Source organism: Acinetobacter sp. YH12043, assembly GCF_013419915.1.
GTDB lineage: Bacteria > Pseudomonadota > Gammaproteobacteria > Pseudomonadales > Moraxellaceae > Acinetobacter.
Window position 1 is genome coordinate 1 of sequence record NZ_VOZD01000012.1, and the last position, 22,953, is coordinate 22,953.

30 protein-coding genes are annotated in these 22,953 nt (G+C 42.9%); all 30 read right to left on the reverse strand.

Annotated features, from left to right (window positions below; genetic code table 11):
• The coding region (locus tag FTU01_RS07405; protein ID WP_180025577.1) for a DUF4372 domain-containing protein at positions 1–170 on the reverse strand (170 nt) is incomplete at its 3' end.
• Positions 171–337: 167 nt separating this feature from the next.
• Positions 338–559, reverse strand: coding sequence for a hypothetical protein (locus FTU01_RS07410; RefSeq protein ID WP_005236122.1), 222 nt, complete (start codon positions 557–559; stop codon positions 338–340).
• 87 nt (positions 560–646) lie between these two features.
• A complete protein-coding gene (pyrF, locus tag FTU01_RS07415; RefSeq protein ID WP_373686378.1) occupies positions 647–1,327 on the reverse strand; it encodes an orotidine-5'-phosphate decarboxylase in 681 nt (226 codons plus the stop codon).
• Between the two features lie 242 nt (positions 1,328–1,569).
• On the reverse strand, positions 1,570–1,935 hold the full coding sequence (locus FTU01_RS07420; protein WP_005236124.1) for a lipopolysaccharide assembly protein LapA domain-containing protein: 366 nt from the start codon (positions 1,933–1,935) through the stop codon (positions 1,570–1,572).
• A 22-nt stretch (positions 1,936–1,957) separates the two neighbouring features.
• Entirely contained in the window at positions 1,958–2,263 is a 306-nt protein-coding gene (locus FTU01_RS07425; protein ID WP_005097312.1) for an integration host factor subunit beta, read from the reverse strand.
• 164 nt (positions 2,264–2,427) lie between these two features.
• Positions 2,428–4,104: a 30S ribosomal protein S1 gene (gene rpsA, locus FTU01_RS07430; RefSeq protein WP_004783987.1), complete on the reverse strand. Its 1,677-nt coding sequence runs from the start codon at positions 4,102–4,104 to the stop codon at positions 2,428–2,430.
• Between the two features lie 110 nt (positions 4,105–4,214).
• Positions 4,215–4,898 (reverse strand): (d)CMP kinase, encoded by a 684-nt coding sequence (cmk, locus tag FTU01_RS07435; protein WP_166139451.1) that lies wholly within the window; start codon positions 4,896–4,898, stop codon positions 4,215–4,217.
• A 14-nt stretch (positions 4,899–4,912) separates the two neighbouring features.
• Positions 4,913–5,347: an SRPBCC family protein gene (locus tag FTU01_RS07440; protein ID WP_004783989.1), complete on the reverse strand. Its 435-nt coding sequence runs from the start codon at positions 5,345–5,347 to the stop codon at positions 4,913–4,915.
• A 62-nt stretch (positions 5,348–5,409) separates the two neighbouring features.
• The gene (gene tadA / locus FTU01_RS07445) at positions 5,410–5,925 is read right to left on the reverse strand and encodes a tRNA adenosine(34) deaminase TadA (protein WP_005236129.1); all 516 of its coding nucleotides are present in this window, start codon (positions 5,923–5,925) and stop codon (positions 5,410–5,412) included.
• Between the two features lie 6 nt (positions 5,926–5,931).
• The gene (locus FTU01_RS07450) at positions 5,932–7,053 is read right to left on the reverse strand and encodes an enoyl-CoA hydratase/isomerase family protein (RefSeq protein ID WP_180138673.1); all 1,122 of its coding nucleotides are present in this window, start codon (positions 7,051–7,053) and stop codon (positions 5,932–5,934) included.
• Complete coding sequence (gene ung, locus FTU01_RS07455) at positions 7,050–7,763, reverse strand: uracil-DNA glycosylase (protein WP_004783992.1); 714 nt, start codon at positions 7,761–7,763, stop codon at positions 7,050–7,052. Before ung ends, FTU01_RS07450 begins: the two co-directional genes overlap by 4 nt.
• 45 nt (positions 7,764–7,808) lie before the next feature.
• The gene (locus FTU01_RS07460) at positions 7,809–8,405 is read right to left on the reverse strand and encodes a 6-carboxytetrahydropterin synthase (RefSeq protein WP_180138675.1); all 597 of its coding nucleotides are present in this window, start codon (positions 8,403–8,405) and stop codon (positions 7,809–7,811) included.
• A 160-nt stretch (positions 8,406–8,565) separates the two neighbouring features.
• Positions 8,566–9,537: a type II secretion system minor pseudopilin GspK gene (gene gspK / locus FTU01_RS07465; protein ID WP_166139442.1), complete on the reverse strand. Its 972-nt coding sequence runs from the start codon at positions 9,535–9,537 to the stop codon at positions 8,566–8,568.
• A 14-nt stretch (positions 9,538–9,551) separates the two neighbouring features.
• On the reverse strand, positions 9,552–10,178 hold the full coding sequence (gene gspJ, locus FTU01_RS07470) for a type II secretion system minor pseudopilin GspJ (protein ID WP_180138677.1): 627 nt from the start codon (positions 10,176–10,178) through the stop codon (positions 9,552–9,554).
• The gene (gene gspI, locus FTU01_RS07475; protein ID WP_180138679.1) at positions 10,175–10,759 is read right to left on the reverse strand and encodes a type II secretion system minor pseudopilin GspI; all 585 of its coding nucleotides are present in this window, start codon (positions 10,757–10,759) and stop codon (positions 10,175–10,177) included. The genes gspJ and gspI overlap by 4 nt, the downstream gene beginning before the upstream one ends.
• Positions 10,749–11,297 carry a Tfp pilus assembly protein FimT/FimU gene (locus FTU01_RS07480; RefSeq protein WP_180138681.1) on the reverse strand — a complete coding sequence of 183 codons (549 nt, stop codon included), beginning with the start codon at positions 11,295–11,297 and terminating at the stop codon, positions 10,749–10,751. The genes gspI and FTU01_RS07480 overlap by 11 nt, the downstream gene beginning before the upstream one ends.
• 9 nt (positions 11,298–11,306) lie before the next feature.
• Positions 11,307–11,921, reverse strand: a complete 615-nt coding sequence (locus FTU01_RS07485) for a TetR/AcrR family transcriptional regulator (protein WP_125279027.1) — start codon at positions 11,919–11,921, stop codon at positions 11,307–11,309.
• 40 nt (positions 11,922–11,961) lie between these two features.
• Positions 11,962–12,735 carry a TatD family hydrolase gene (locus FTU01_RS07490; protein WP_180138683.1) on the reverse strand — a complete coding sequence of 258 codons (774 nt, stop codon included), beginning with the start codon at positions 12,733–12,735 and terminating at the stop codon, positions 11,962–11,964.
• 27 nt (positions 12,736–12,762) lie between these two features.
• Positions 12,763–13,104 (reverse strand): PilZ domain-containing protein, encoded by a 342-nt coding sequence (locus tag FTU01_RS07495; protein ID WP_005236142.1) that lies wholly within the window; start codon positions 13,102–13,104, stop codon positions 12,763–12,765.
• A 17-nt stretch (positions 13,105–13,121) separates the two neighbouring features.
• Complete coding sequence (locus FTU01_RS07500; protein ID WP_180138685.1) at positions 13,122–14,102, reverse strand: DNA polymerase III subunit delta'; 981 nt, start codon at positions 14,100–14,102, stop codon at positions 13,122–13,124.
• A 14-nt stretch (positions 14,103–14,116) separates the two neighbouring features.
• Positions 14,117–14,878, reverse strand: coding sequence for a 3-deoxy-manno-octulosonate cytidylyltransferase (kdsB, locus tag FTU01_RS07505; RefSeq protein ID WP_180033494.1), 762 nt, complete (start codon positions 14,876–14,878; stop codon positions 14,117–14,119).
• Between the two features lie 12 nt (positions 14,879–14,890).
• Positions 14,891–15,895, reverse strand: coding sequence for a tetraacyldisaccharide 4'-kinase (gene lpxK, locus FTU01_RS07510; RefSeq protein WP_125279030.1), 1,005 nt, complete (start codon positions 15,893–15,895; stop codon positions 14,891–14,893).
• Between the two features lie 3 nt (positions 15,896–15,898).
• A complete protein-coding gene (msbA, locus tag FTU01_RS07515) occupies positions 15,899–17,626 on the reverse strand; it encodes a lipid A export permease/ATP-binding protein MsbA (protein WP_180138687.1) in 1,728 nt (575 codons plus the stop codon).
• A complete protein-coding gene (locus FTU01_RS07520; RefSeq protein ID WP_004784014.1) occupies positions 17,626–18,048 on the reverse strand; it encodes a biopolymer transporter ExbD in 423 nt (140 codons plus the stop codon). Before FTU01_RS07520 ends, msbA begins: the two co-directional genes overlap by 1 nt.
• Before the next feature lie 10 nt (positions 18,049–18,058).
• Positions 18,059–18,700 carry a MotA/TolQ/ExbB proton channel family protein gene (locus FTU01_RS07525; RefSeq protein ID WP_180033493.1) on the reverse strand — a complete coding sequence of 214 codons (642 nt, stop codon included), beginning with the start codon at positions 18,698–18,700 and terminating at the stop codon, positions 18,059–18,061.
• Between the two features lie 37 nt (positions 18,701–18,737).
• On the reverse strand, positions 18,738–19,625 hold the full coding sequence (locus tag FTU01_RS07530) for a ParB/RepB/Spo0J family partition protein (protein WP_004784018.1): 888 nt from the start codon (positions 19,623–19,625) through the stop codon (positions 18,738–18,740).
• Entirely contained in the window at positions 19,622–20,404 is a 783-nt protein-coding gene (locus FTU01_RS07535; protein WP_180138689.1) for a ParA family protein, read from the reverse strand. The genes FTU01_RS07530 and FTU01_RS07535 overlap by 4 nt, the downstream gene beginning before the upstream one ends.
• A 24-nt stretch (positions 20,405–20,428) precedes the next feature.
• Positions 20,429–21,061, reverse strand: coding sequence for a 16S rRNA (guanine(527)-N(7))-methyltransferase RsmG (gene rsmG / locus FTU01_RS07540; protein ID WP_166139427.1), 633 nt, complete (start codon positions 21,059–21,061; stop codon positions 20,429–20,431).
• Positions 21,062–21,146: 85 nt separating this feature from the next.
• Positions 21,147–21,836, reverse strand: a complete 690-nt coding sequence (gene murU, locus FTU01_RS07545; RefSeq protein WP_180138691.1) for an N-acetylmuramate alpha-1-phosphate uridylyltransferase MurU — start codon at positions 21,834–21,836, stop codon at positions 21,147–21,149.
• On the reverse strand, positions 21,837–22,850 hold the full coding sequence (locus FTU01_RS07550; RefSeq protein WP_180138693.1) for an aminoglycoside phosphotransferase family protein: 1,014 nt from the start codon (positions 22,848–22,850) through the stop codon (positions 21,837–21,839).
• Positions 22,851–22,953: the final 103 nt, after the last annotated feature.

A 22,953-nucleotide genomic window follows, 5' to 3' on the forward strand; every position in this document is an offset into this window, starting at 1 on the left:
CTCAGACTTTGCCTACAAGAGAATTGAGACATCAATATGGCAATAAACTGATCCCACCGGGAAGCCGCTCTAAATTTCTGTCCAACATGGTGTACTTTAGCAAGTTGTTCAAAATCCTGTCGCACAACAGGTTTAATTAGCTCATGAAATACGGTATTCTGATGTGACAAAACCTGAATCCTGGTCGTTAAAGTGTTTGTTTGCACTCATATTTTAACTGTTAGGACTCAGGTTTTTTTATTTAAAGCAAACTATGGGACAGCAGTGAGGAGAAGTCCCCCTTTCATAAAGGGGGATTTAGGGGGATTCAATTAGAAATAAAATAAACTACGGAATATTAAAAATTCAAATCAACCCTACTCAATGAATCTCCTACTGTCTCCATCATCTCTGAAGCGAGTTCTACAATATCTATGCTATCAAGGCCTGACATCCAGTCCCATGAACCCGACTGTGCCTGTTGTTTATATTTTTCCTGCTGTTCGAACTGATCTGCTATTTTTTCCATCTCCAGCCTTTGTTCTAGCATCTTTTGTTCTGGTGTCTTTATTATTCTCATTTGAAGTTCCTTTTTATTTTTATACAGCTTTTCTCAATGTATAAAAAAAGCCTTTCATATGAAAGGCTTTTCATCAGGTAACCGGAATTACAATGTTGCCAAAATATCTTTTAGAGTCTGACGAGGATTTTCCGACTTGGTAATTGGTCGTCCAATCACCAGATGTGTTGATCCATCCAGCATTGCCTGTTTTGGTGTCACAATACGTTTTTGATCGTCTGCATTTGAACCTTCAGGACGAATCCCAGGAGTGACCAGTGCAAAGTCTTTTCCAATAGTTTCACGCAGCATTTTCGCTTCTTGTGCGGAACAGACCACCCCATCCAAGCCACTATCTTTGGTGAGTTGAGCCAGACGTTTTACATGTTCATTAGGCTCAATATCCAAGCCAATATCTTTCAAGTCTTCACGCCCCATTGAAGTCAACACAGTTACCGCAATGAGTTGAGTCTTATAGTTACCTGCTTTTAAACGCTCAACACAGGTCTCCATCATTTTACGACCACCTGAAGCGTGGACATTGACCATCCACACGCCCAAGTCTGCCGCAGCACATACCGCTTGTGCAGTGGTATTCGGAATATCATGGAACTTCAGATCTAAAAACACGTCAAAACCTTTGTCTTGAAGTGCTTTTACAATGATAGGACCTTCATGAGTAAATAACTCTTTGCCCACCTTTACTCGACATAAGGCGGGATCGAGCTGCTCTGCAATCGTTAAGGCATCAAATTGACTTTTAGCATCCAGTGCAACGATGATACTCATGAGAAGACCCTTCAAATTGACAAAATTAAACCATTATACGGACTAGCCCTATAACAACCAAGAATATTTTCGCAAAAATGATTTTTTGATTCAAATTAAGTCATTTATTTATATAATTTTTATATATTTCTTCTAAATATAATTTAGCAATAAAAAACGCCTTAGAAGCTAAGCTAAAAGGCGTTTAATCAAAACAGGCGAAGTAAAAAAATCAGTAGATTACTTCGACTTCTCATTTTTGTCTAAAGCGGTGCCGATGGCCTGTCATTAGAATTAATATCTAATACTGTTTTCTCATGTCGTGTATGAGCTGCCGCTTCTGCTGCCATCATCTTGGCAGTATTCAACTGTTCCTTACGTAGATGTTCAATATCTTTACGTAGTCGTTTAATTTCCCAATTACTCTGAAAAACACGGAAAACCTGCACACCGAGTAACAAGCCAACCACTATTCCTAAGGAAAGAGTCAAAAGGAGCAATAACCCTAAGCGCATTGCAGGAACTTGAGTAAATAACAAGTCCACTGAGACCTCAGTCCCGTTTTGCAACACCAAAGCTAATGAATAGCCAAAGACGAGCAATAAAAGAATGACCAGAACGTAACGCATGAACACCCCGTAAATATCTTGTTTATTTGTTTGCAGATTCGTTTACTGCATCACGAAGTGCTTTACCTGGCTTAAAGTGTGGAACAGCTTTTGCTGCAACTTCAACAGATTTACCTGTTTTAGGATTACGACCCACGCGAGGCTCACGATGATGCAATGCAAAGCTGCCAAACCCGCGAATCTCAATACGGTTATCAGATGATAAAGCTTCAATCATTTGATCAATCATAATTTTAACTGCTTCTTCCACTAAAGGTTCAGCCAAATGCGGATTCTTTAGCGCGATGCGCTCTATTAAGTCAGACTTATTAAGTGCTTCAGTAGTCATCTGCGACCTCTTTAATTATCAAGCTACTCGGGATCTATTTTCCGATAATAACCTGTTTAAATACAAAACGGTAGCGCAATAATTAAATACTACGCTACCGTTTACAGTATTTGTGTAAAAAGTATTACTTAACTTACATTAACAATACAATTCACCATCTACTCTTAGTGATTCATTTGCGCTTTGATCAAGTCACCAATAGTTTTAGGACCATTGTCTTGACCAGCAGCAGCTGTTTTCAGGTTAGCAACAGCTTCTTTCTCTTCAGCTTCGTCTTTCGCTTTGATAGACAAGTTGATAGAGCGAGATTTACGATCTACATTGATGATCTTAGCTTCAACTTCTTGACCAACTTCAAGGAATTTAGTCGCATCTTCAACGCGGTCGCGGTTGATTTCAGATGCTTTAAGAGTTGCTTCAACTTCATCAGCTAACTTAACAGTAGCGCCTTTAGCGTCAACTGCAGTTACAGTACCTTTAACAAGCGCACCGCGTTCGTTAGCAGCTAAGAAATCGTTGAACGGATCGCTGTTCAATTGTTTGATACCAAGGCTGATACGGTTGCCTTCAGCATCTACAGACAGGATAACTGCTTCAACAGTGTCACCTTTCTTGTAACGACGGATCGCTTCTTCGCCTTGTTCGTTCCAAGAGATGTCAGACAAGTGAACTAGACCATCGATACCGCCTGGTAAACCGATGAAGATACCGAAGTCAGTGATTGACTTGATAGTACCTGAAACTTTTTCACCTTTGTCGTGGTTCTTAGCAAACTCTTCCCATGGGTTAGCACGAGTTTGTTTAATACCAAGAGAAATACGACGACGCTCTTCGTCTACTTCAAGAACCATAACATCAACTTCGTCACCGATCTGAACTACTTTAGATGGGTGGATGTTTTTGTTAGTGTGGTCCATTTCTGAAACGTGTACTAAGCCTTCAACACCTTCAGCGATTTCTGCGAAACAGCCGTAGTCAGTAAGGTTAGTTACGCGAGCTTTAACGATAGAACCTTTAGGGTAACGGCTCATGATCGCTAACCATGGATCTTCGCCTAATTGTTTAAGGCCTAAAGATACGCGGTTACGTTCGCGGTCGAATTTAAGTACTTTAACAGTAACTTCTTGACCCACTTCAACAACTTCTGATGGGTGCTTGATACGTTTCCAAGCCATATCAGTGATGTGAAGAAGACCGTCGATACCGCCAAGGTCAACGAATGCACCGTAGTCAGTAAGGTTTTTAATAGTACCAGTAACTGTTTGACCTTCTTCAAGCTGAGCAAGAAGCGCTTCACGGTCAGCTGAAGATTCAGCTTCCATAACAGCACGACGTGAAACAACAACGTTGTTACGTTTAGCGTCAAGTTTGATTACTTTGAATTCTAACTCTTTACCTTCCAAGTGAGTAGTATCACGGATAGGACGAGTATCAACTAAAGAACCTGGAAGGAACGCACGAACTGGACCGATGTCAACAGTGAAACCGCCTTTAACTTTACCAGAGATAACACCAGTAACGATTTCGCCGTCTTCAAAGATTTTTTCAAGTTTAGTCCAAGTCTCAGCGCGTTTAGCTTTTTCGCGAGAAAGAACTGTTTGACCCATACCGTTGTCAAGTGCTTCAACAACTACGTCTACAGTGTCGCCAACTTGAACTTCAAGTTCGCGCTGTTCATTTAAGAACTCAGCACGGTCAACAACGCCTTCAGATTTAAGGCCAGTGTCAACAGTTACCCAATCAGAGTCGATGCTTACTACAACGCCTTGGATGACTGCACCCTTTTCAACGTTGAGGTTTAATTCGCTTTCTTCAAAGAGGGCTGCAAAAGATTCGGTCATGATATATCCGATAAAGTCAGCGGTCTTGGATCAGACAAGGCCGGTTTAATTAAGCATCTACATAGTCCATATAAAACTGATCAAGCTATGCGTCTGCTGAAATAATAGGGTTATTGAGCTAATTGCTGATCCACATACGTAGTCATCAGCTTGAATACTTCATCGATATTCAAATCTGAACTATCGATAATGTACGCATCAGCAGCAGGTTTGAGCGGAGCGACAGTGCGTTCCATATCTCGTTTATCCCGTGCTTCGATATTAGCTAAAATGTCGTTTATTTTAACATCCAGCCCCATACCCTGCAACTGCTTTACACGTCTTTGCGCGCGGGATTCAGCCGAAGCTGTCAAATAAATCTTGGCTTGTGCCTCTGGGAAGATACTGGTCGCCATATCGCGGCCATCTGCCACCAGACCAGGGGCTTGAGCAAAAGCATGCTGCCGGGCCACCAAAGCGGTTCTAAGTTCAGGAATTGCAGCAACTTTTGAAGCATACTCACCGACACGTTCAGTACGGATAGTTTGGGAGACATCTTCACCATTCAGCCATACTTGAACACCTGATTCAGTACTGACAAATCGGATGTCCAAATTTGTTGCAATTTGTACGCATTCAGCCAGTTTAGTATCCAGTTCATCGAGTAAATTATGGTGATGCAATGACAGTCCTAATAAACGATACAAAGCCCCTGAATCCAGTAAATGAAACTGGTAATGTGCTGCAAGTTTTGCAGCCAGTGTGCCTTTGCCAGATCCACTTGGACCATCAATGGTAATAATTTGAACTGTCATTACTTTCCCGTTATTTATACAGATTTTGCAAGTTTTGCGAGGCCTAGTTTAATCCCTGTCTTGAGCTGTGCAAGAATTAATTTACTGACAAATGGAAGACGTGCCTGCAATTCTATCGTATAAGTCACCAGACTTTTGTTATCGTCCAATGCTTCAAACTCAATAATACCCAAATGATGTTTAATCAAAGGATTCTTTACGATCTTGTATTCAATACGGGAGTTCGGCTCTAGCAAGGTAATTTGCTCTTTTAGCGGCTTGACTGGACCTAAACCCATGCTACGCACAGAACCCACACCATCTGGGCGCTCAGGGTCTGCCGAATCCTTAATCCGTTCCACCTGCATTGGTGCAAAAGCCACGTTATAAGCATCGTGTTTAGACAGCAATTCAAAAACCTTATCAATCGCTGCTGGGAATTCTTTTTTTACCTGAATCGCATTTTTCATTTTTCTTTTTCCTGAAAATAAATGATTTTAAAGTGAGCAAAGTTTAACGAATTAGATTCGATTTATTTATGAGCATTCAGTAATTTTTCTTGCAATTTCAGCTGGCGTTTTTGTTCACGACGCAACTTGAAAAATGCACTCAACTGCTCAGCACACTGCTGCTGCATACAGCCCGAGTCAAATAGAAATACATGATTATAGTAGCCAGTCTCAAAAAGCTTGCGTGCACTCACCAAAGAACCTGCTTTGGGCTCATTTGTACCAAAAACGACCCGTGAAATACGCGAATGCACCAATGCACCTACACACATGGTGCACGGTTCCAGAGTTACATAGAGGACAGCATCTTCAGGCAGGCGGTAGTTTTTCAGGTTCTGACAAGCTTCACGTAATGCTACGATTTCAGCATGGGCAGTCGGATCATTTAAAGAAATAGGCGCATTGTAGCCACGGCCAATGACCTGATTTTGGCTGACAATCACGGCACCCACAGGAATTTCACCCTGCTCAGCAGCAAGTGCAGCCTGCTCATAAGCAAGCTGCATCCAATATTCATCGGTAAATTGTGTTTCGGACATTCAGACTTAAATCACACCATAGTGTTTGAGTAGCTCATTCCAGCTTTCAATAGTGGTTATCGGTGGATTCTGAGACAGAATGCCTTTCAGGCTTAACTCACTGCCTTTTTGCCATTCTGGAGACAGATCTTTATCAACCAGACGTGCACGTACGCCTTCCACAAAATCAGGATGACGGATTTTCCAGTCTGAAATCTGGGTTTCCAGTTCAAAAATTTCATTCCAGGAATGAACCTGTTTACCCCATTGCCATAATAACCAGCTTAAAGCTGCGGTTGCAGGAGAACCTTTTTGCAGGTTTTCACTGGCCTGACGCAACCAGTCACTGCGCGCATCACTTAAACCAATAATCGATTCATAATCGTGCTCGAAGTTTACGCCACGACATACACTATGGATTACATCTAGTGAGTTTTGCAGAGGACCCGGGCCTACCGGACGATGCATACTATTCAAGGTGTCATCAATCGCGCGGAAATCGCCAGCTGGATAATGTTCCCAGTCTATATTTATGACTTTATCCAAAACTGAAGCACGCTGTGCATCACAGATATGGGTTGCCCAGCCAATGCCGTAAGCACCGGCAGCAGTCATGATGGAACCCGTTAAACCAGTAAATAGTCCAATCGCTCCACGGTCTGCCAGAAATCGGGTTGCACCCACATCTGGATATAAACCGATATTAATCTCAGGCATCGCCAGACGCGAATACGGCGTCACCAAACGGAATGGAGCCGCCATAAACAGGCCTAAACCGCCACCCATGACATAACCTTCCCCCCAGACCAATACCGGCTTGGCATAGTTATGCAGCAATAAATCTAGCGCATATTCCTGTTCAAAAAACTTATTGGCCGTTGCCACTTCATCATTAATTACCAACTGACGCAGCTTACGCACATCGCCACCAGCACAAAATGCTTTAGGCGTAGTTGAATCTAACCAGATCGCTTTTACGCTGTCATCTGTATGAAAGTCCTGAAAAACTTCCAGCAGTGCAGAAACCAGAGATTCATCTAAAGCGTGTAATGATTTTGGACGATTCAGGCGTACAATGCGCCAGCCATTGTTGGCTTGTTCAACAATCAGGTCCGGATGGTAAGGTTTAGTTACAGGAGAATAAGTCATGCGTCCAGCTGCCAATCTATAGGCTCAATGCCATGTTGTTTGAGATAATTATTCGTTTTCGAAAAAACTTTACAACCAAAAAAACCACCCCGGTTTGCTGACAAAGGCGAAGGATGTGCTGCCTTTAAGACCAGGTGTTTATTTTGATCAATGCGCTGTCCTTTACGCTGTGCGTATGCGCCCCAAAGAATAAAAACGATATGTTCACGTTGTTCATTCAATACATCAATGACGTGATCTGTGAATTCTTCCCAACCACGTTTCTGATGTGAAGTTGGCTGTGCTGCCTCTACGGTCAGTACAGCGTTGAGCAGAAGTACACCCTGTTCCGCCCAATGAGTTAAATCACCATGTTTAGGGATTTTTACGCCTAAATCATTATGTAACTCATGAAAAATATTACGTAAAGATGGAGGTAATGCAACCCCTTTTTGCACCGAGAAGCTTAAACCATGCGCCTGATTCGGACCATGATAAGGATCCTGACCAATAATCACCACTTTAACCCGGTCTAATGGCGTCGTATTCAAAGCATTAAAAATCAGGTGATTCGGTGGATAAATCACCTTGTCTGCTTTTTTTTCTTCAATTAAAAACGTTTTTAACGCATCCATTTTTGGACTCAATAAAAACTCACTGAGTCCATATTTCCAGCTGTCATCTAACTGAACTTTATTCAGTTTCGCAATTTGCTGTTCATTTAAAGACATGCTTCAATCCTAAATCTATGTCAGTCTGCGTTTATATTCGAATTTTTAAGGCTGGACTTGCAGATCCACAGCCGGATTATGAAATGGAAGACCCTGTTTCAGTTTCGCAAACATCTCTGGATCTGTCCATTCTGCCCGCACCTGCTCCGAGAATTCAATCTGTTCCAGGCTAAGTGGACCCATTTGTTCATTCTGGATATCTTCCAGAAAGCTTTGCGCATAGCCGGTATCAGTTTCATGGACAATCACAGAGTAAACTTCAACATCCCCTTCACCATTCTGGGTGACAGTAGATACCAGTACCTGCTGAGCCAAGAAGAAGAAAATACGTGAAAATTGTTCTGCAGATGGCGAAACCGGCAAAGATACCCAGCGTGCACTAAAATTCTTGCATGCCTGAATATATTCAGGATCATCTTTTTGCCAAAAGCAGATCGCATGGTCAAAAGAATCAAAAAAATCCTTAATCACCCCTTTGAGCAGACCAAAATCATATACCATCTGGCCATGATCCAACTTCGACGCTTTCAGCAATAACTCAACTTTATAACTGTGACCATGAATCGAACGTTTACAGCGATCCGAGGTGCAGTTACGCACAATATGAGCATTTTCAAACTTAAATAACTTACGAATTAACATATGCCGTAATGTCGTCAAAAAATAGGTGAATTAATTTCAATTATAAAGCAAAAGTAAACCGATGAGGATTAATTTTGCAGTTCGTCATGATAGGCAAAAGGGATTGAAGCGAAAACAGATTAAATTCCAAAAAATGAGATTATTTAAAAATGGTGGAATTTTAAAAAGGTGCCATGCTTCGATAGGCAACATAAACCTTCTTGTCCTGCCGCACCAGATCACTACTAAACTGACGTTTACGCTCACTCAGCATCACTTCGATACGTGCTTTAAAGTGATTGGATTGCACCCCAAGCAGGTTATTAAACAGGTTGTGTTTGGCTGCATCCACCTGAGCAAAGGGTTCTAGTGTCCAAAGATCAGCCACATTGGAAAAATATTCCAGATTTGCCTGACGGCGATCCAGCAATTGCTGCACGGCATTCACATCCAGCTTTTCATCCATGCTCGCCAAAAGAAATGCAGATGCGGTATTAATATTGACCGTAGTATCTGCTACAGGCGCAGTACTTAGATAAGGTGCAATTAGTTTGTACTTGTTTTCTTCAAAGCCTCGTACCAGTTTCAGCTCTTCAACGCTATGAAATTTGGCATTCGGAGGTAGAGAACCATTCGGCAAGCCCTGATAATAATTGGATTCTGCGCCCATTGGTCCACTTGGCATTTCATCTTCATCCTGCCAGTCGATCACGGCTTCACTCAACTGCTCTGGCAATCCAGCACGTTTTAATATCAGCTCAAACCAGGCTTTAGCATTTTCATTCACCGTGCCTTCTGCTGTAATCAGGCTATTTAAATTAAACTTACCCGACTCATCTTGCAGTATTCCCGAGACATAACCATCTTCAACCGGAAAAGCCGGCATCGGCTGCGCCCAGGTTTCATTTAAATGATCAACTTCTGCTGCATTCTCTGCGTCATCGACCAGCAATTCAGAAAAAAACGCTTCAGCACTTTTGGCATACATCAAAGACTGGTTTTGTCGCATTAAATAAGCGGTACTTTCAGCAGTTGCGGCCTGACGTTTAGCAATAGTCGCAGCCAAAATCGTTGCAAGAGCCACCATCACTAGAATGGTAATCAGAGCAATCCCCTTCTGCTGTTTGATCATCATTGCTTTGTTCATCTGCATTTTATTATTCTTTGTCAGGTTAACTTTTGGGTTTCAAGCAGGAAATCTGTATTCAATAAACTAAAAATCCACTCATAACTAACCCCATTAACCATTAAGTTAATTTTAATGCCTTTGGGTAAACGCTGTTTTTGCTCAATCTGATTTAAATCAAAAGATGAGTCTGGCCATTGGGTCATTTCATTTGGATTAAGTACTACGATCTGAAACTGCTCAACCTCGGACAACAACACACTGGATTCAGGTTGATCACGCCCGGTCTGGTTTAAATTCCGGTATTTCAGGCGATAGAGTTTTTGTTCATCTGCCCGGTACTGATATTCAACCCGTTCATCTGGAGAAATCCCCTCTTCCAGAGGATCGGTGACTCCAGTCTTACTAAAGTTAAAACGTCCGTTTTGCAAAACCAGTGCCGGCTGAATATCACCATTAATATTGGCCGTTAAAGGCACCGCCTGCACCGTATCACGCAAGATCTGCTGATAAGTATCTTGCAACTGACTTAAGCGCTGTTCATGCACTGCATTACGGTCTTTGGTTTGTACAATATAATCAAATACTTTCCAGCCTAGAGCAGAGAGTAAGGCGAAAATAGCAATAGCAACCAGTAGTTCGACCAGCGTAAATCCCTTAGACTTCATGGCGCTTCATTCATCCGGTGATTAAAGAACATCAAGCTGCTAATTCCATTTTCTGCCTGACCGGTTTCAGTGTTGACCAGACTCACCTGTAATTCAATGCGTTGTACATTAGGACTTACGGTAGGCTCACTGCGCTTATCGATTTGCCAGGTTTCGCCCTGTTGAGTGAGTTGTTTAGATTCTGTACCAGTAAGCCACTGCTGATTGATTTCCATTAGTGCTGCTTCATTCAAGGCAACAAACTGGGCTTGGGTTCTCAAAATGGCATTCGAAGTCGATTGGGTATATTGCATAGCAACTTTAGTCAGGGTCATGGCTGCTGTGGCAAAGATCGCCAGCGCGACCATCACTTCCAGCAAGGTAAATCCTGAGGCACGATTAAGTCGAGTAATCCTCGACCTGAGCGGCATTGTCGCGCAAAAAAGTCCGAAAGCTGTGCTTGAGGAGCCGCGATGAGTGAAACGCTGTTTCACCGCTGCGCAAGACGAAGAGCTATACTCGGATTGCGCACGATCAGCATTTGACTTAAATAGCTTGATTACATCAGCTCCGGCACTCTGCTTGAAAACCCTAGCTTTCATAGACTTTACCCAAGTGATCAATTTCAATCGGATTGCCTACTTCACGATCTTCCAGATAGAACTGGATTCTGACCGGTTTAACTTCACCATTGCCTAACCAGATCAGCTTGGGTGCATTGGCTTCAGTAAGATCCCGATTTTGGGCATTATTATAACGCTGCTCTAAAGACTGAATCCGGAAAGAGACCTGCTCCGGTAAACTGCGCAGATTAAACTCCACATAATTTTGCCATTTCTGCTGATTTAAAGTCGATTCTGCCTGATTAGGTGAACGATATTCCACGATCCCGTAGCGAAATGGTGAAACATCAGTGGCAGCCTGAACATCAAGCGCAAGAATACGGGATTGATCATTAGCTTCCCGCAAGATTCTTTGCAAATCCAGTAACAGGACTTCTCGTGCCTGCATTGCCTTGCGCTGATCTACTCCACCAATATTCAATACAACTAGTGATGCCATAATACTCATAATCACAATCACCACCATCACTTCGATTAGAGTGAATCCACGAATGGAGGCGTGATGTGATCTGATCATAGGCAACTCTTAGGCGAACTGCTCGGCAGGATGGACCTGTTTCGGTAAAGCTAAAGCTTGATCAATAAGGGCAACGCGCAAGGTATCGCGTGAACCGAGATAGCGCTGATAAAAACTGGAGTTCAGAATCGCAGCTGCACCATGGGTCATCGACCAAATTGAGGCCAGATAATCACGCACCGACATGCTGCTATTGATTGAAGCCAAATAGCTTTCAGTCATACGGATAATCAAACGTAAGCGCTGTTTGCGCACCTGATAAAGTTCGCTAAACAGGTGCTGAATTCCAACACCTGTTGTAGAAAGACGTTCTTCAATCTGATGAAAAAGGACAGTACGTTCAGGGTGATGCAGATGATGCAACATAAAGAATGCCAGATGTTCAGGAAAAGCCTTATCACTATCCTGGATCATTTCCAGCAACATGCGCTCATTACGGATAATCAGCAATATGTACAATTCATCTTTACTCTGGAAATGCTTATAAAGAGTGCCTTTGGCCAGATCCAGTTCTGCTGCCAGTGCATCCAGGGTCATCCCTGCTTCACCATTTTCTAGCAGTAACTGTTCTGCAACTTGAAAAATCAAGGTTTCTCTTGCTCGAAACTGAGCCTGACGATCCATCTTCACCCTATAACTCTCTTGTACTCTTATCTAACTTTACTTACTTTGAATTCAGAAGATTCTCAAAGTTCTGCTTTGTGATATAAGCCATTTCTTCTAGCGACTTATCATATACATCGCAAAGCGCTTTGGCTACATAAGGAACGTATTTTGGTTCATTAGATTTGCCACGATATGGCATTGGAGCAAGGTAAGGACTATCCGTTTCGATTAAAACCCGATCAAGTGGAACCTGTTTGGCCACGTCACGCAAATCCTGGGCATTTTTAAAAGAAACAATACCGGAGAAAGACACATAGTAACCGCAGTCTAAAACAGCTTTAGCGGTTTCCCAATCTTCGGTAAAACAGTGCAAAATGCCATGGGTAGATTTTTCTGCACGGATAATATCAACAGTATCGTGCTTGGCAGAACGGGTATGCACGACGACAGGTTTTTTCACAATTTGTGAGGCATGGATATGACGGGCAAAACAGTCTTTTTGCTCGGCAATAAAATCGGTGCTGTGATAATAATCGAGCCCCGTTTCACCCAGCGCCCAGACTTTTTTTGGCTGTGCCAGTTCAACCAGATATTCAGTGGTCGCACGCGCCATTGTCGCCGCATCTTCGCAAGGATGTACACCAACGGTATAACCGACATCAGGATGACGGGCCGCGATTTTAGCCAACTCGATATGATCATCCAGATCCACCGAGATACTCATAAACTTGGATACGCCTGCTTCACGGGCCTGAGCGAGCGCCTGATCCAGATCACCGTTATAAGGTGTTAAATCGAGCAGCGTTAAATGGCAATGAGTATCTACAAACACAATGAGTTCCTACCAAAGGTAAATTAACTACATAGTGTAACTTTTACGTCCATCAGATTTAAGACCCGCAACCAGACGATCTGCTTCATTTTTGAAGAAAACGCCTTTTTCACCGGTGAGCTGAATCCCAAAACCTTGTGGCTTGATGCCATTCTGCTTTTGAGATATCCAGATTACTTTTCCGGTTAATGGAATTTTCTGCGTCTGTTCAGGTAAAGTCGTCAAAACAAAAACTTCTTCACCTAATTTTACTGGCTGCTTGGAAGGAATAAAAAGTCCACCACCTACAACATATGGCATATAACTGGCAAATAGTGTTTCAATATCCGGAATATTAGCCTGAATAATACCGCCCATACGTGGTTGCATCTTGTTTTCCCCTTAAGCTAAAGATTCATCAGCTTGATACACAATTCATCGAGCACAAGATTACTTTGTACGTTCTGCTCAAGATATTGTTTGGCTCGCTGAAAATCCTCATAAATTTTAAAAAGTATTTCCAATGAATATTGTTCGGCCAATACATTAAAGTCCAGATCAATGTTTTTTACGGCCTGATTTAGCTTGACACAAATTAAATCGGACAACAAGTATTCAAACATTTGACCAAATTCACCAAAACTCAGGCTTTTATTCCATTTGGTCGCAATTACCATTGGCATATTTTTTTGAATGACCAGTTTTTTCCAGTCTTCCATGAATTCCTGACGTAATGGCAACCAGGAACTTTGTGCAACCTCAATCGCTTGCAAAGGCATCTGATTGGATAAATTCATTAATAGCTGCTGCTGGCTCGAACCTGCTTCAGGTAACTGCGCCTCTACATATTCACTAAATTGCGCTGATGAAATCCGGTCTAAAGCAAAATGCTGTAAACGGCTGCGAATAGTTGCAGGCAATTTCAGATAATGATCCGCAAGCAGAATAATGACAATATTTTCACCCGGTTCTTCCAGAGTTTTCAGCAAGGCATTAGAAGAAGCAATATTTAATGCTTCAGCGGGTTCAATGACAATGACACGCCAGCCATCGACGGTCTGCTGTACAAAAGGCAGAAGATCACGGATTTTTTCAATTTTAATTTTGGCATTCTGTTTTTTATTATCTTCATCCGTGCTGATATAGACGTAATTCGGATGGGTATCCGCTTTCAGCCACTGACAGCTACCACACTCACCGCATGGCCCATCAGGCTGACGGTTCAAGCATAAAACCCAGGCCAGAAACTGCTGGGCAAAGGCTTCTTTACCACAGCCTTTTTTTCCATAGAACAATAAACCATGCCCAAGCTTAGGAAAACGCCCGGTTAGCGTATCCCAAACCTGTTGCTGCCATGGATAAATCTGTGCATTGACATCAAGCGGCATGGAGAATTCTCAAATTAAGCAAAAGAAGATGGATCCATCTGGTTCAAGCGATCCAGATCTTCCTGCGTATCGACACCTGGCGGTAAATTGGCTTCTGCCACAGCAATGGCAATACGGTGACCATTTTCCAGTACACGTAACTGTTCTAAAGATTCCAGTTTTTCCAGCACACCCATTTCCCAGGTTACATATTCCTGTAGCAGTTTCACGCGGTAAGCATATAAGCCCAAATGGCGATAAGCCTGATCATGCAGTTTCTGTTCAGCCAGCTTGGCATCATCACGGTCATAAGGAATCGTAGCACGACTAAAATACAGTGCCTGATTGTGCTTAGACATCACAACCTTAACGATACTGTCACGCTTGAATTCCTCTAAATGATGAATTGGCTCACACAGAGTCGACATTGAGCAAGCCGGTTGATCTTCTAAGAGTTGCGCGACCTGTTTAACTAACTGAGCTGGCAATAAAGGTTCATCACCCTGTACATTCACAATAATGTCATCACTCGCCCAGCCCTTGATTCGAGCTACCTCGCTTAGACGATCGGTACCTGATGGATGATCTGCTGAAGTCAGGACCACATCAACACCTTCAGCACGGCAAACTTCGGCAATACGTTCATCATCTGTTGCCACACACAGGTCATCAAAGCCCTGTACTTTTTTGGCCTGATCCACGACACGCAGAATCATCGGACGACCATGGATTTCCAGCAAAGGTTTACCCGGCAAACGTGAACTGGAGAAGCGTGCAGGAATAACTATATGTTTCATCGTAAATAAACCTTAGGAAATAGAAATACCCTGTTGCTCTAATTGCTGCTGCAATATTGTATAACAGGCAGGTGACAAGACTGCATCGACCGGCACCACCCAGATATCCCGCTGATAATCTGGATACTGTTTGAGTAATGCCATAATTTTAACTGCATCTTTTTCAGTAGTAATGATCGGACTATTGTCATCGAATTGCAGATCTTCAATTTCATAATCATGATGATCTGGAAATTCATGACACTGAAATTGCTGCAGCCCCAGATGTTCTAGTGTTTGATAAAAACGCTGTGGAAAACCGATGCCGACTACTGCATAGAAAGCCGCAGTTGGATCAAAGCTTTTGATAACATCCTGATTTAATAAATACGGCTGAGAGGCTGCAAGATGCATATGCAAAGGCGAAACTGGATTTGCTGCATGTTCAATCACGGTACCTTTTTCCAACCGGGTAACGGGTTCACGCAGATAACCTTCTGGTAAAAGTTTCTGGTTGCCCAAGCCTCGGTTATTATCCAGCACAATCCATTCAATCTGACGATTTAAAGCCCAGTGCTGCAAACCGTCATCACAAATAATTAAATCCAGTGCATGCTTTTCTAGCAGAAGCTCAATGCTCTTTTGACGATTTGGCCCTACAGCCATCGGCACACCAGTCGCTTGGACAATTAAGGCTGGTTCATCACCTACCACTTCAGGCAAGGTATTTAAATCTACATAAGCAGGAAAAGGACCTTTACCACCATAACCTCGACTGATTACACCAATCCGTAGGCCTTTTTCAGTGAGGTAATCCACCAGATGAATCAGTAAAGGTGTTTTACCACTCCCACCTACGGTAATATTTCCAATCACCATTACTGGAATAGGTGCGGTATAGCTTTTTTTAATCCCTTTACGGTAAAGCCAGTGGTTACTGACAAAACCCAAGCGGTAAAGCCAGGACAAAGGACGCAGCACAACCAGCCACTTTGCCTGTGTATTCCAAGCATCCTGAATGATCTGTGCCAAAGCCATGACTTAATGTTCCTCGAAATTACGTTGGTGCAGCTGATAATAAGCACCTTGACGTGCAATCAGCTCAGCATGATTACCCTGCTCTATAATACGACCTTGATCCATCACTACAATGCGGTCGGCATTTTCAATTGTTGATAGACGGTGGGCAATCACAATCGTAGTCCGATCTCGCATCGCCTGATCAAAGGCACGCTGAATAAAGTATTCAGATTCATTATCCAGCGCACTGGTCGCTTCATCCAGAATCAGAATCGGTGCATTTTTCAGAATAGCACGGGCGATCGCAATACGCTGACGCTGACCACCTGACAGATTCAGACCTTGAGCACCTAGTGGCGTATCATAACCTTGTGGCAAGGCCATAATGAAATCATGTGCATAGGCGGCTTTTGCTGCTGCAATGATTTCTTCATCACTCGCATTTTCTAGCTGGCCATAAGCAATATTTTCACGAACAGTACGGTTAAACAGCACTACCTGCTGGTTTACCATCGCGATCTGGGTACGTAAAGCAGTCAACTCATAATCAGTAATCGGTTTTTGATCCAGCAAAATTTGCCCGGATGTAGCTTCCTGATAACGTACCAACAGGTTCACTAGAGAGGTTTTGCCTGCTCCTGAACGCCCAACCAATGCTACAGTCTCGCCCGCTTTCACTTCTAGGTTAAAGTCATGAATCGCATGGTGACCATCGCCATAAACCAGATTGACATCTTTAAATTGAATGTTGCCTTTTAAGGCATCATTGAGTTTGCCGGTATTATGCTCTTCAGGCATATCTAGCAATTCAAACACAGAATGTGCGGCCGCCATACCACGCTGAATTTTTTCATTCACATCAGTTAATGTTTTGATTGGTCGCGCCAACATACCTGCAGCTGTAATATAAGCAACAAATTCACCCGCAGTCGTATCTCCCAAAATTTGTGGGCGCAACGCAATATACATCACGATACTGAGTGAAACTGACATGATCAGCTGTACCACTGGACTGTTCAGCTGCTGTACTGCCACCATTTTCAAGCCACGGCGTAGATTTTCCAAAGAATTCTGTTTAAAGCGTTCCTGCTCATAAATCTGACCACCAAAACCTTTGACAATCAGATTGGCATTTACCGTTTCCTGAACCACATGGTTCACATCACCCATAGTGTCCTGAACCTGTTGTGATAGCTTGCGCATCCGTTTTGAAGCTTTACTGATCACAAAACCAATCACGGGTCCAAAGATCAGAATACACATGGTTAAACGCCAGTTGGTATATAAAAGATATCCCAATAAGGCAATTGTGATCAGACCTTGCTGAATGATCGTTCTAAGTGCTTCAGTTGAGGCTGCGGTGAGCTGCTCAACGTTATACATAATTTTGGCCGTAATATGACCGCTGGTATTGTCCAGAAAATATTGCGCAGGCAAACGCAATATTTTGGCAAAGACTTCCTGACGAATATTAAATACCAGATTACGAGAGATGACCGCCGTATAATATCCACCGAGGAATAGGCCTAGTCCCCGGAAGAACATCAGTACTACCACTAAGAATGGGAAAAGTAAGGTGAAACCCTGGTCTTTGTTTTGAATCGCCTCAATGATATATTCCAGTAATTTGGCCACAGAAACTTCTGTCGCCGCATTCATAGAGAAACCAAGCAGGACAATTAAGGCTGTGCCCCAAAATGGTTTTAAATAGCTTAAAAGGCGAAGATAGACCTTAAAATCGTGCTTCACTAATAACCTCGAGTTGGTACTTTCGTACTGATGTTGACATTGACAAAGCCAAGTTGCCCTGCAACGTCCATGACACGAATAACATCCTGATGTGTCGCTTTTGCATCAGCGGCAATGACAAACATTAAATCACGACGTTCATTCGAAATCTGTTTAATTGCCGTATTTAAATCTGCTGCGTCCTTACTGGCAATAGACTGACCATTTACGGCATAGTGACCATTGGCATCCACAATCACTTCAATTTTCTGGTCAAAATTCTTGGGCGGTACACCTTGCGCATCTGGAAGCGTCAGGTTCATCCGGCTCATCTGGTTAAACGTGGTTGAAAGCAGCAGAAAAACCAAAATAAATAACAGGCAATCAATCATGGGCGTCAGATTGATATGTACATCTTCCACCTGGTTACGTTTAAATTTCATGCCCCTGCTCCTAGCTTGCTTTCTTGATGCGTTCTTCTACATCATCTGAAGCATTTAAATAGAACAGGTTGGCATGAAATAACGTTGCTTGCTGTTCCAGTTCCGCCACATATTCCTGAACCAGACGCTGGAAATAACGATGTGCAAATAAAGCAGGAATAGCAATCAGCATACCCGCTGCTGTCGTGATCAGTGCTTTGGAAATACCGGGCATCATTAAAACTGGGTCACTATTAGTTCCGACATCAATCATTAAGAATGATTCAATAATCCCAATCACTGTACCCAGCAAACCGAGTAGAGGCGCTACTGCACTCAAAGTACCCAGAAAATTAATATTCTTTTCCAGATAGCCAATTTCCTGTGAAGCTACCACTTCCATCTGGGCACGAGCATATTGCTCAGACTGGTGACGCGCTTCAAAACCAGCTGTAAATACACGACCCAAAGTACTGTTTTTCAAAGCTGAACTTTGTTGCAGCTTTTGCATAGCTTGTTCTGCATTTTGTGCAGGACCCATCAGAAGTGAGTTGGGCAGTACCAGACTCTTTTTTAAACGAATGAAGCGCTCGACCGAGATCGCTAGCATAAATATCGAACACAATACCAGCGGCAGCATCAACCAGCCGCCTGCTTTAACCAATTCCCACATCTGATTTATTCCCCAATAAAAACAAATTTTAAATTAATTATTCGTCGCCCAGGATCGAAAGAATCCCGTCCAGCTCTTCTAAAGAATGATAGCTAATGACCAGTTTGCCTTTCCCTTGCTTGTTGTAGTCAATTTTAACATCCGCACTAAAGCGCTCAGACAGACGTTGAGTCAACTGCTGAATGTCCGGCGCAATCGCTGCTTTTGGTTTTTCTGTTTTCGGTGCATTGTAGTCGCGTACCAACTGTTCGGTTTGGCGTACTGACAGGCTCTTTTCAATGACCATCTCAGCAACTTTAAGCTGATCTTTAGCCTTCAAAGTCAGGATGGCACGTGCATGTCCCATATCCAGCAGGCCCTGCTGCATAAAGTCTTTTACTTCTTCAGCCAGAGTTAGCAGACGCAGTAGATTACTTACTGTAGTACGTGCCTTACCGACGGTATCGGCAATTTCCTGATGGCTTAAACCAAACTCGTCATGGAAACGCTGCAAAGCCATCGCCTGATCAATCGGGTTCAGGTCCTGACGCTGAATGTTTTCGATTAAAGCTAATGCAATTGCGACCTGATCATTCAGCTCACGCACAATCGCAGGAACTTCAGTCAGACCTGCTAACTGTGCCGCACGCCAACGACGCTCACCCGCAATAATCTCGTATGGATAGCGTTCATCATCGACCGGACGGATCACGATTGGCTGCATGATGCCATGCTTCTCAATCGATGCGGCCAGTTCCTGCAGATCCTGCTCATTGATATAGCGACGTGGCTGATATTCACCACGTTTCAGCAGATTGACATCAATCTGTTTCAACTGACCATGATCAAGACCTTGTGCTTCGAGTTGTAATTTTTCTTTTTGAATTGATCCCAGCAAGGCATCTAAACCACGACCTTTGGCGAGTCCACGTTTCTTGACGGTCATGCTTTACTTCCTTTTTTCACTTTGCTTTTCTTTAATACTTCAGCTGCCAGATTTAAATAAGCAACTGCACCCTTTGAACTTTTTTCAAAATAAATAACCGGTAGACCATGTGCCGGCGCTTCAGCTAGACGGATATTACGTGGAATCACGGTGTCATAAAGTTTTTTACCAAAATATTGCTCTAACTCTTCTGAAACATCACGGGTCAAGGCATTTCGAGCATCATACATGGTACGCAATACACCCACGATCTGCAGATCTGGATTAAGTGCTTGCTGAATGCGGTCAATGGTTTGTGTCAGATCAGCCAGGCCTTCGAGAGCATAATATTCGCATTGCATCGGAATAATCACGCCATCCACTGCTGCCAGTGCATTCACGGTAATCAAGCTTAAGCTTGGTGCACAATCAACAATGATATAGTCGAATGAGGATTCAATTTCCTGCAAAGCTTCACGCAAAATAAATTCACGGCCTTTTTGCTCAGCAATCGCCAGCTCCACACCAGCCAGGTCACGGTTTGCCCCTAAAACCTTGTATCCAACTTCAGCCTTGGTGATCGCAGTTTCAATCGGCACTTCACCCAGCAATACATCAGTCACTGAATACAGCAGGTCATTTTTCTGAATCCCCGACCCCATGGTCGCGTTACCTTGAGAATCCATATCCACAAGCAAAACGCGTTTTTTTAGCACAGCGAGAGATGCCGCCAAATTTACTGCGGTTGTGGTTTTACCGACACCACCTTTCTGGTTGGCAATCGCAATAATTTGTGCCATGTTGACCCCGATCCTTCAAAAATTTTAAATACGTTTTAATAGAAGTAAATGACGTTGTTCGTCCAAGCGCGGAACCTTCAGTTCAATAATCTGACAGCTAAATTCATCTTTTAATGCTGCTACTTCCTCTTCAGGAATCAAACCTTTCATGGAAGCAATAATACTCTGCTCATGCATATACGGTTTAGACGCATTCACAAAATCTGTCAATGAAGCAAATGCACGACTGGTAATCACATCAAACTGACCCAGCTCATTGATACTGTCTTCATTTTCCACACGGGTTTGTACTGCAATGACATTTTTTAATTTTAGGTCTGCAATAAACTGCTTGAGGAAACGAATTTTTTTACCATTTGAATCCAGTAGTACGCAATCACGCTCAGGCTGACATAAAGCAATGATCATGCCCGGCATACCACCACCAGTCCCAATGTCGAGCAAACGACCTGCAGGCAAATCCTTCAAAATACTCAGACTGTCAAGCAGATGCTTGACCAGCATTTCTTTAGGATCACGGATTGCAGTCAAATTGTATGCTTTATTCCACAGTACCAAAGCGTCTTGGTACTTGAGTAATAAATTTAAAGCTTCATCCGACAGCTCTAAACCTAAAGCCTGGCTACCCTGCTTTAGTTCTTGAAAAAACGTGTGCATAAACAATCAACGCTCGAAAAAGTTAAGTGGAAGTATACCGTTTTCTCTATATTGGCACAGTAGGGAGTGCTTAGTGAATATTCACTTAAGCAGACTTCCCTTCACGGATCATTGAATCCAGTGCATTCAAACGCTCAGGCGTTCCTACATCTACCCAAATGCCTGTCAATTTAGAGGCAGCAATCTTATTTTCCAGCATTGCTGCTTTTAATAATGGTGCCAAAGGACGCTTTCCAGCCTCTAAGCCTGCAAACATTTTCGGATGAATCACTGATACACCGCTAAAAGTCAGATTTTCACCACTGATCTGCTGATCAAAGGTATAAGCCTTGCCGTCTGCAAGCGTGAAATCACCGTTTGGATGCTGTTCCGGGTTTTGTACCAATACCAGATGTGCCAAATTTTCACCCAGCTCAACATTCAATAAAGGTGCAAAGTTCATAGTTGTCCAAACATCACCATTGACCAGAATGAAAGGCTCATCACCAAGCAGTGGTAAAGCATTAATAATGCCACCGGCTGTTTCCAGCCCTTCACCTTCATGTGACCACAAAATCTTGACATCAAACTGAGAGCCATCACCCAAAGCCTGAGCCAGTTTTTCACCTAACCAAGCCGTATTGATGACAATTTCATTCACGCCCATCGCAGCTAGTTTTTCAATATGCCAGACAATTAATGGTTTGCCACCTACTTCAAGCAAAGGTTTTGGCGTATGCAAAGTCAAAGGACGCATGCGGTTGCCCAAGCCAGCCGCGAGAATCATCGCTTTCATTTAGGCCGCTACCTCGTATGAACCATATTTTGCTTCAAAGGCAGGCATGACTTTTTCATGAATAAACTGCATAAATGGCTGTAACTCTGGATAATCTTTGGTTTCTTCCAATAGATACCACATCACACGTGGCAGGTCTTTGAGATAACCTGATTTACCATCTCGCTCAAACAAGCGGACAAAAATACCTAAAATCTTGATATGCCGCTGAATGGCCATCATATCCGCATCTTTTTTGAACTGTTCGAAATCACGGTCCTGTTTTGCCGCTGCTGGTAACAGGTCATAGAACACTTTAAACCAGCGATACACCCGATCTGCATTCCACTGCACATAGGCATCACGGGTAATCGAAATCAGGTCATAGGTATCAGCACCGATTACTGCATCCTGAAAATCAATCACACCCAGTTCGGTTTCATTTTCGATTTTCATCAGGTTACGGCTATGGAAATCACGATGCACAATGACTTGTGGTTGTGCCAAAGCAGCATTCGCCAGTATCGCAAATGTGCGCTTGATCAGAGCGGACTCTGATTCTGTTGGCTGAATTTTTAGAGCAGGCAGCATCCAGTCAGTCAGCAGCTCCATTTCAGAAATAAGCTTCTCATAAGAATAAGCAGGAAACTGACCTTCTCCAGGAATGGACTGCAGCTGAATCAGTTGTTTAAAACTTTGCTCATAATAGGCATCAACTGTCTGATCATTTAGCAGATTTGATAACAGCACATCACCAAAATCTTCGAGCAGCAAAAAGCCATTTTCCAGGTCTTTGGCCACGATGTGTGGAACACGTACGCCATGGGCATCAAAAAATTCATCAATCGTCACAAAAGGCACACAATCTTCTTTTTCTGGTGGTGCATCCATGAGCATAAATGTTTTATTATTCAGTTTGATTCGTGCATAACGACGAAAACTTGCATCGCCTGCTAAAAAATGTGTTTCAAATTGATCTGAACCGAGTACAGAAGCAATCCAAGATTGTATCAATTGTTCGCGTTTAGTATTCATTTGCAATAAATTCTAGTACAGGCTGAGTTTTTAAAGTGCTAAGTGTAGCTACTTATCAACTTTTTCTCTATGATGCGACAATAATTAATTGCGATAAAAGCAT

Excerpts from the sequence above, each read along its gene's own strand:
- FTU01_RS07425 (WP_005097312.1), bottom strand. The coding sequence starts at position 2,263 with ATGACTACTGAAGCACTTAATAAGTCTGACTTAATAGAGCGCATCGCG.
- FTU01_RS07530 (WP_004784018.1), bottom strand. The coding sequence starts at position 19,625 with ATGACCGTCAAGAAACGTGGACTCGCCAAAGGTCGTGGTTTAGATGCC.
- FTU01_RS07535 (WP_180138689.1), bottom strand. The coding sequence starts at position 20,404 with ATGGCACAAATTATTGCGATTGCCAACCAGAAAGGTGGTGTCGGTAAA.
- FTU01_RS07460 (WP_180138675.1), bottom strand. The coding sequence starts at position 8,405 with ATGTTAATTCGTAAGTTATTTAAGTTTGAAAATGCTCATATTGTGCGT.
- gspK (WP_166139442.1), bottom strand. The coding sequence starts at position 9,537 with ATGCAGATGAACAAAGCAATGATGATCAAACAGCAGAAGGGGATTGCT.
- FTU01_RS07550 (WP_180138693.1), bottom strand. The coding sequence starts at position 22,850 with ATGAATACTAAACGCGAACAATTGATACAATCTTGGATTGCTTCTGTA.
- gspJ (WP_180138677.1), bottom strand. The coding sequence starts at position 10,178 with ATGAAGTCTAAGGGATTTACGCTGGTCGAACTACTGGTTGCTATTGCT.
- FTU01_RS07420 (WP_005236124.1), bottom strand. The coding sequence starts at position 1,935 with ATGCGTTACGTTCTGGTCATTCTTTTATTGCTCGTCTTTGGCTATTCA.
- rpsA (WP_004783987.1), bottom strand. The coding sequence starts at position 4,104 with ATGACCGAATCTTTTGCAGCCCTCTTTGAAGAAAGCGAATTAAACCTC.
- tadA (WP_005236129.1), bottom strand. The coding sequence starts at position 5,925 with ATGTCCGAAACACAATTTACCGATGAATATTGGATGCAGCTTGCTTAT.
- cmk (WP_166139451.1), bottom strand. The coding sequence starts at position 4,898 with ATGACAGTTCAAATTATTACCATTGATGGTCCAAGTGGATCTGGCAAA.
- pyrF (WP_373686378.1), bottom strand. The coding sequence starts at position 1,327 with ATGAGTATCATCGTTGCACTGGATGCTAAAAGTCAATTTGATGCCTTA.
- FTU01_RS07485 (WP_125279027.1), bottom strand. The coding sequence starts at position 11,921 with ATGGATCGTCAGGCTCAGTTTCGAGCAAGAGAAACCTTGATTTTTCAA.
- FTU01_RS07480 (WP_180138681.1), bottom strand. The coding sequence starts at position 11,297 with ATGATCAGATCACATCACGCCTCCATTCGTGGATTCACTCTAATCGAA.
- FTU01_RS07410 (WP_005236122.1), bottom strand. The coding sequence starts at position 559 with ATGAGAATAATAAAGACACCAGAACAAAAGATGCTAGAACAAAGGCTG.
- murU (WP_180138691.1), bottom strand. The coding sequence starts at position 21,836 with ATGAAAGCGATGATTCTCGCGGCTGGCTTGGGCAACCGCATGCGTCCT.
- FTU01_RS07450 (WP_180138673.1), bottom strand. The coding sequence starts at position 7,053 with ATGACTTATTCTCCTGTAACTAAACCTTACCATCCGGACCTGATTGTT.
- gspI (WP_180138679.1), bottom strand. The coding sequence starts at position 10,759 with ATGAAAGCTAGGGTTTTCAAGCAGAGTGCCGGAGCTGATGTAATCAAG.
- FTU01_RS07440 (WP_004783989.1), bottom strand. The coding sequence starts at position 5,347 with ATGAAAAATGCGATTCAGGTAAAAAAAGAATTCCCAGCAGCGATTGAT.
- kdsB (WP_180033494.1), bottom strand. The coding sequence starts at position 14,878 with ATGAAACATATAGTTATTCCTGCACGCTTCTCCAGTTCACGTTTGCCG.
- rsmG (WP_166139427.1), bottom strand. The coding sequence starts at position 21,061 with ATGCACACGTTTTTTCAAGAACTAAAGCAGGGTAGCCAGGCTTTAGGT.
- FTU01_RS07500 (WP_180138685.1), bottom strand. The coding sequence starts at position 14,102 with ATGCCGCTTGATGTCAATGCACAGATTTATCCATGGCAGCAACAGGTT.
- FTU01_RS07495 (WP_005236142.1), bottom strand. The coding sequence starts at position 13,104 with ATGCAACCACGTATGGGCGGTATTATTCAGGCTAATATTCCGGATATT.
- FTU01_RS07525 (WP_180033493.1), bottom strand. The coding sequence starts at position 18,700 with ATGTGGGAATTGGTTAAAGCAGGCGGCTGGTTGATGCTGCCGCTGGTA.
- lpxK (WP_125279030.1), bottom strand. The coding sequence starts at position 15,895 with ATGGCTTTGGCACAGATCATTCAGGATGCTTGGAATACACAGGCAAAG.
- FTU01_RS07520 (WP_004784014.1), bottom strand. The coding sequence starts at position 18,048 with ATGAAATTTAAACGTAACCAGGTGGAAGATGTACATATCAATCTGACG.
- ung (WP_004783992.1), bottom strand. The coding sequence starts at position 7,763 with ATGTCTTTAAATGAACAGCAAATTGCGAAACTGAATAAAGTTCAGTTA.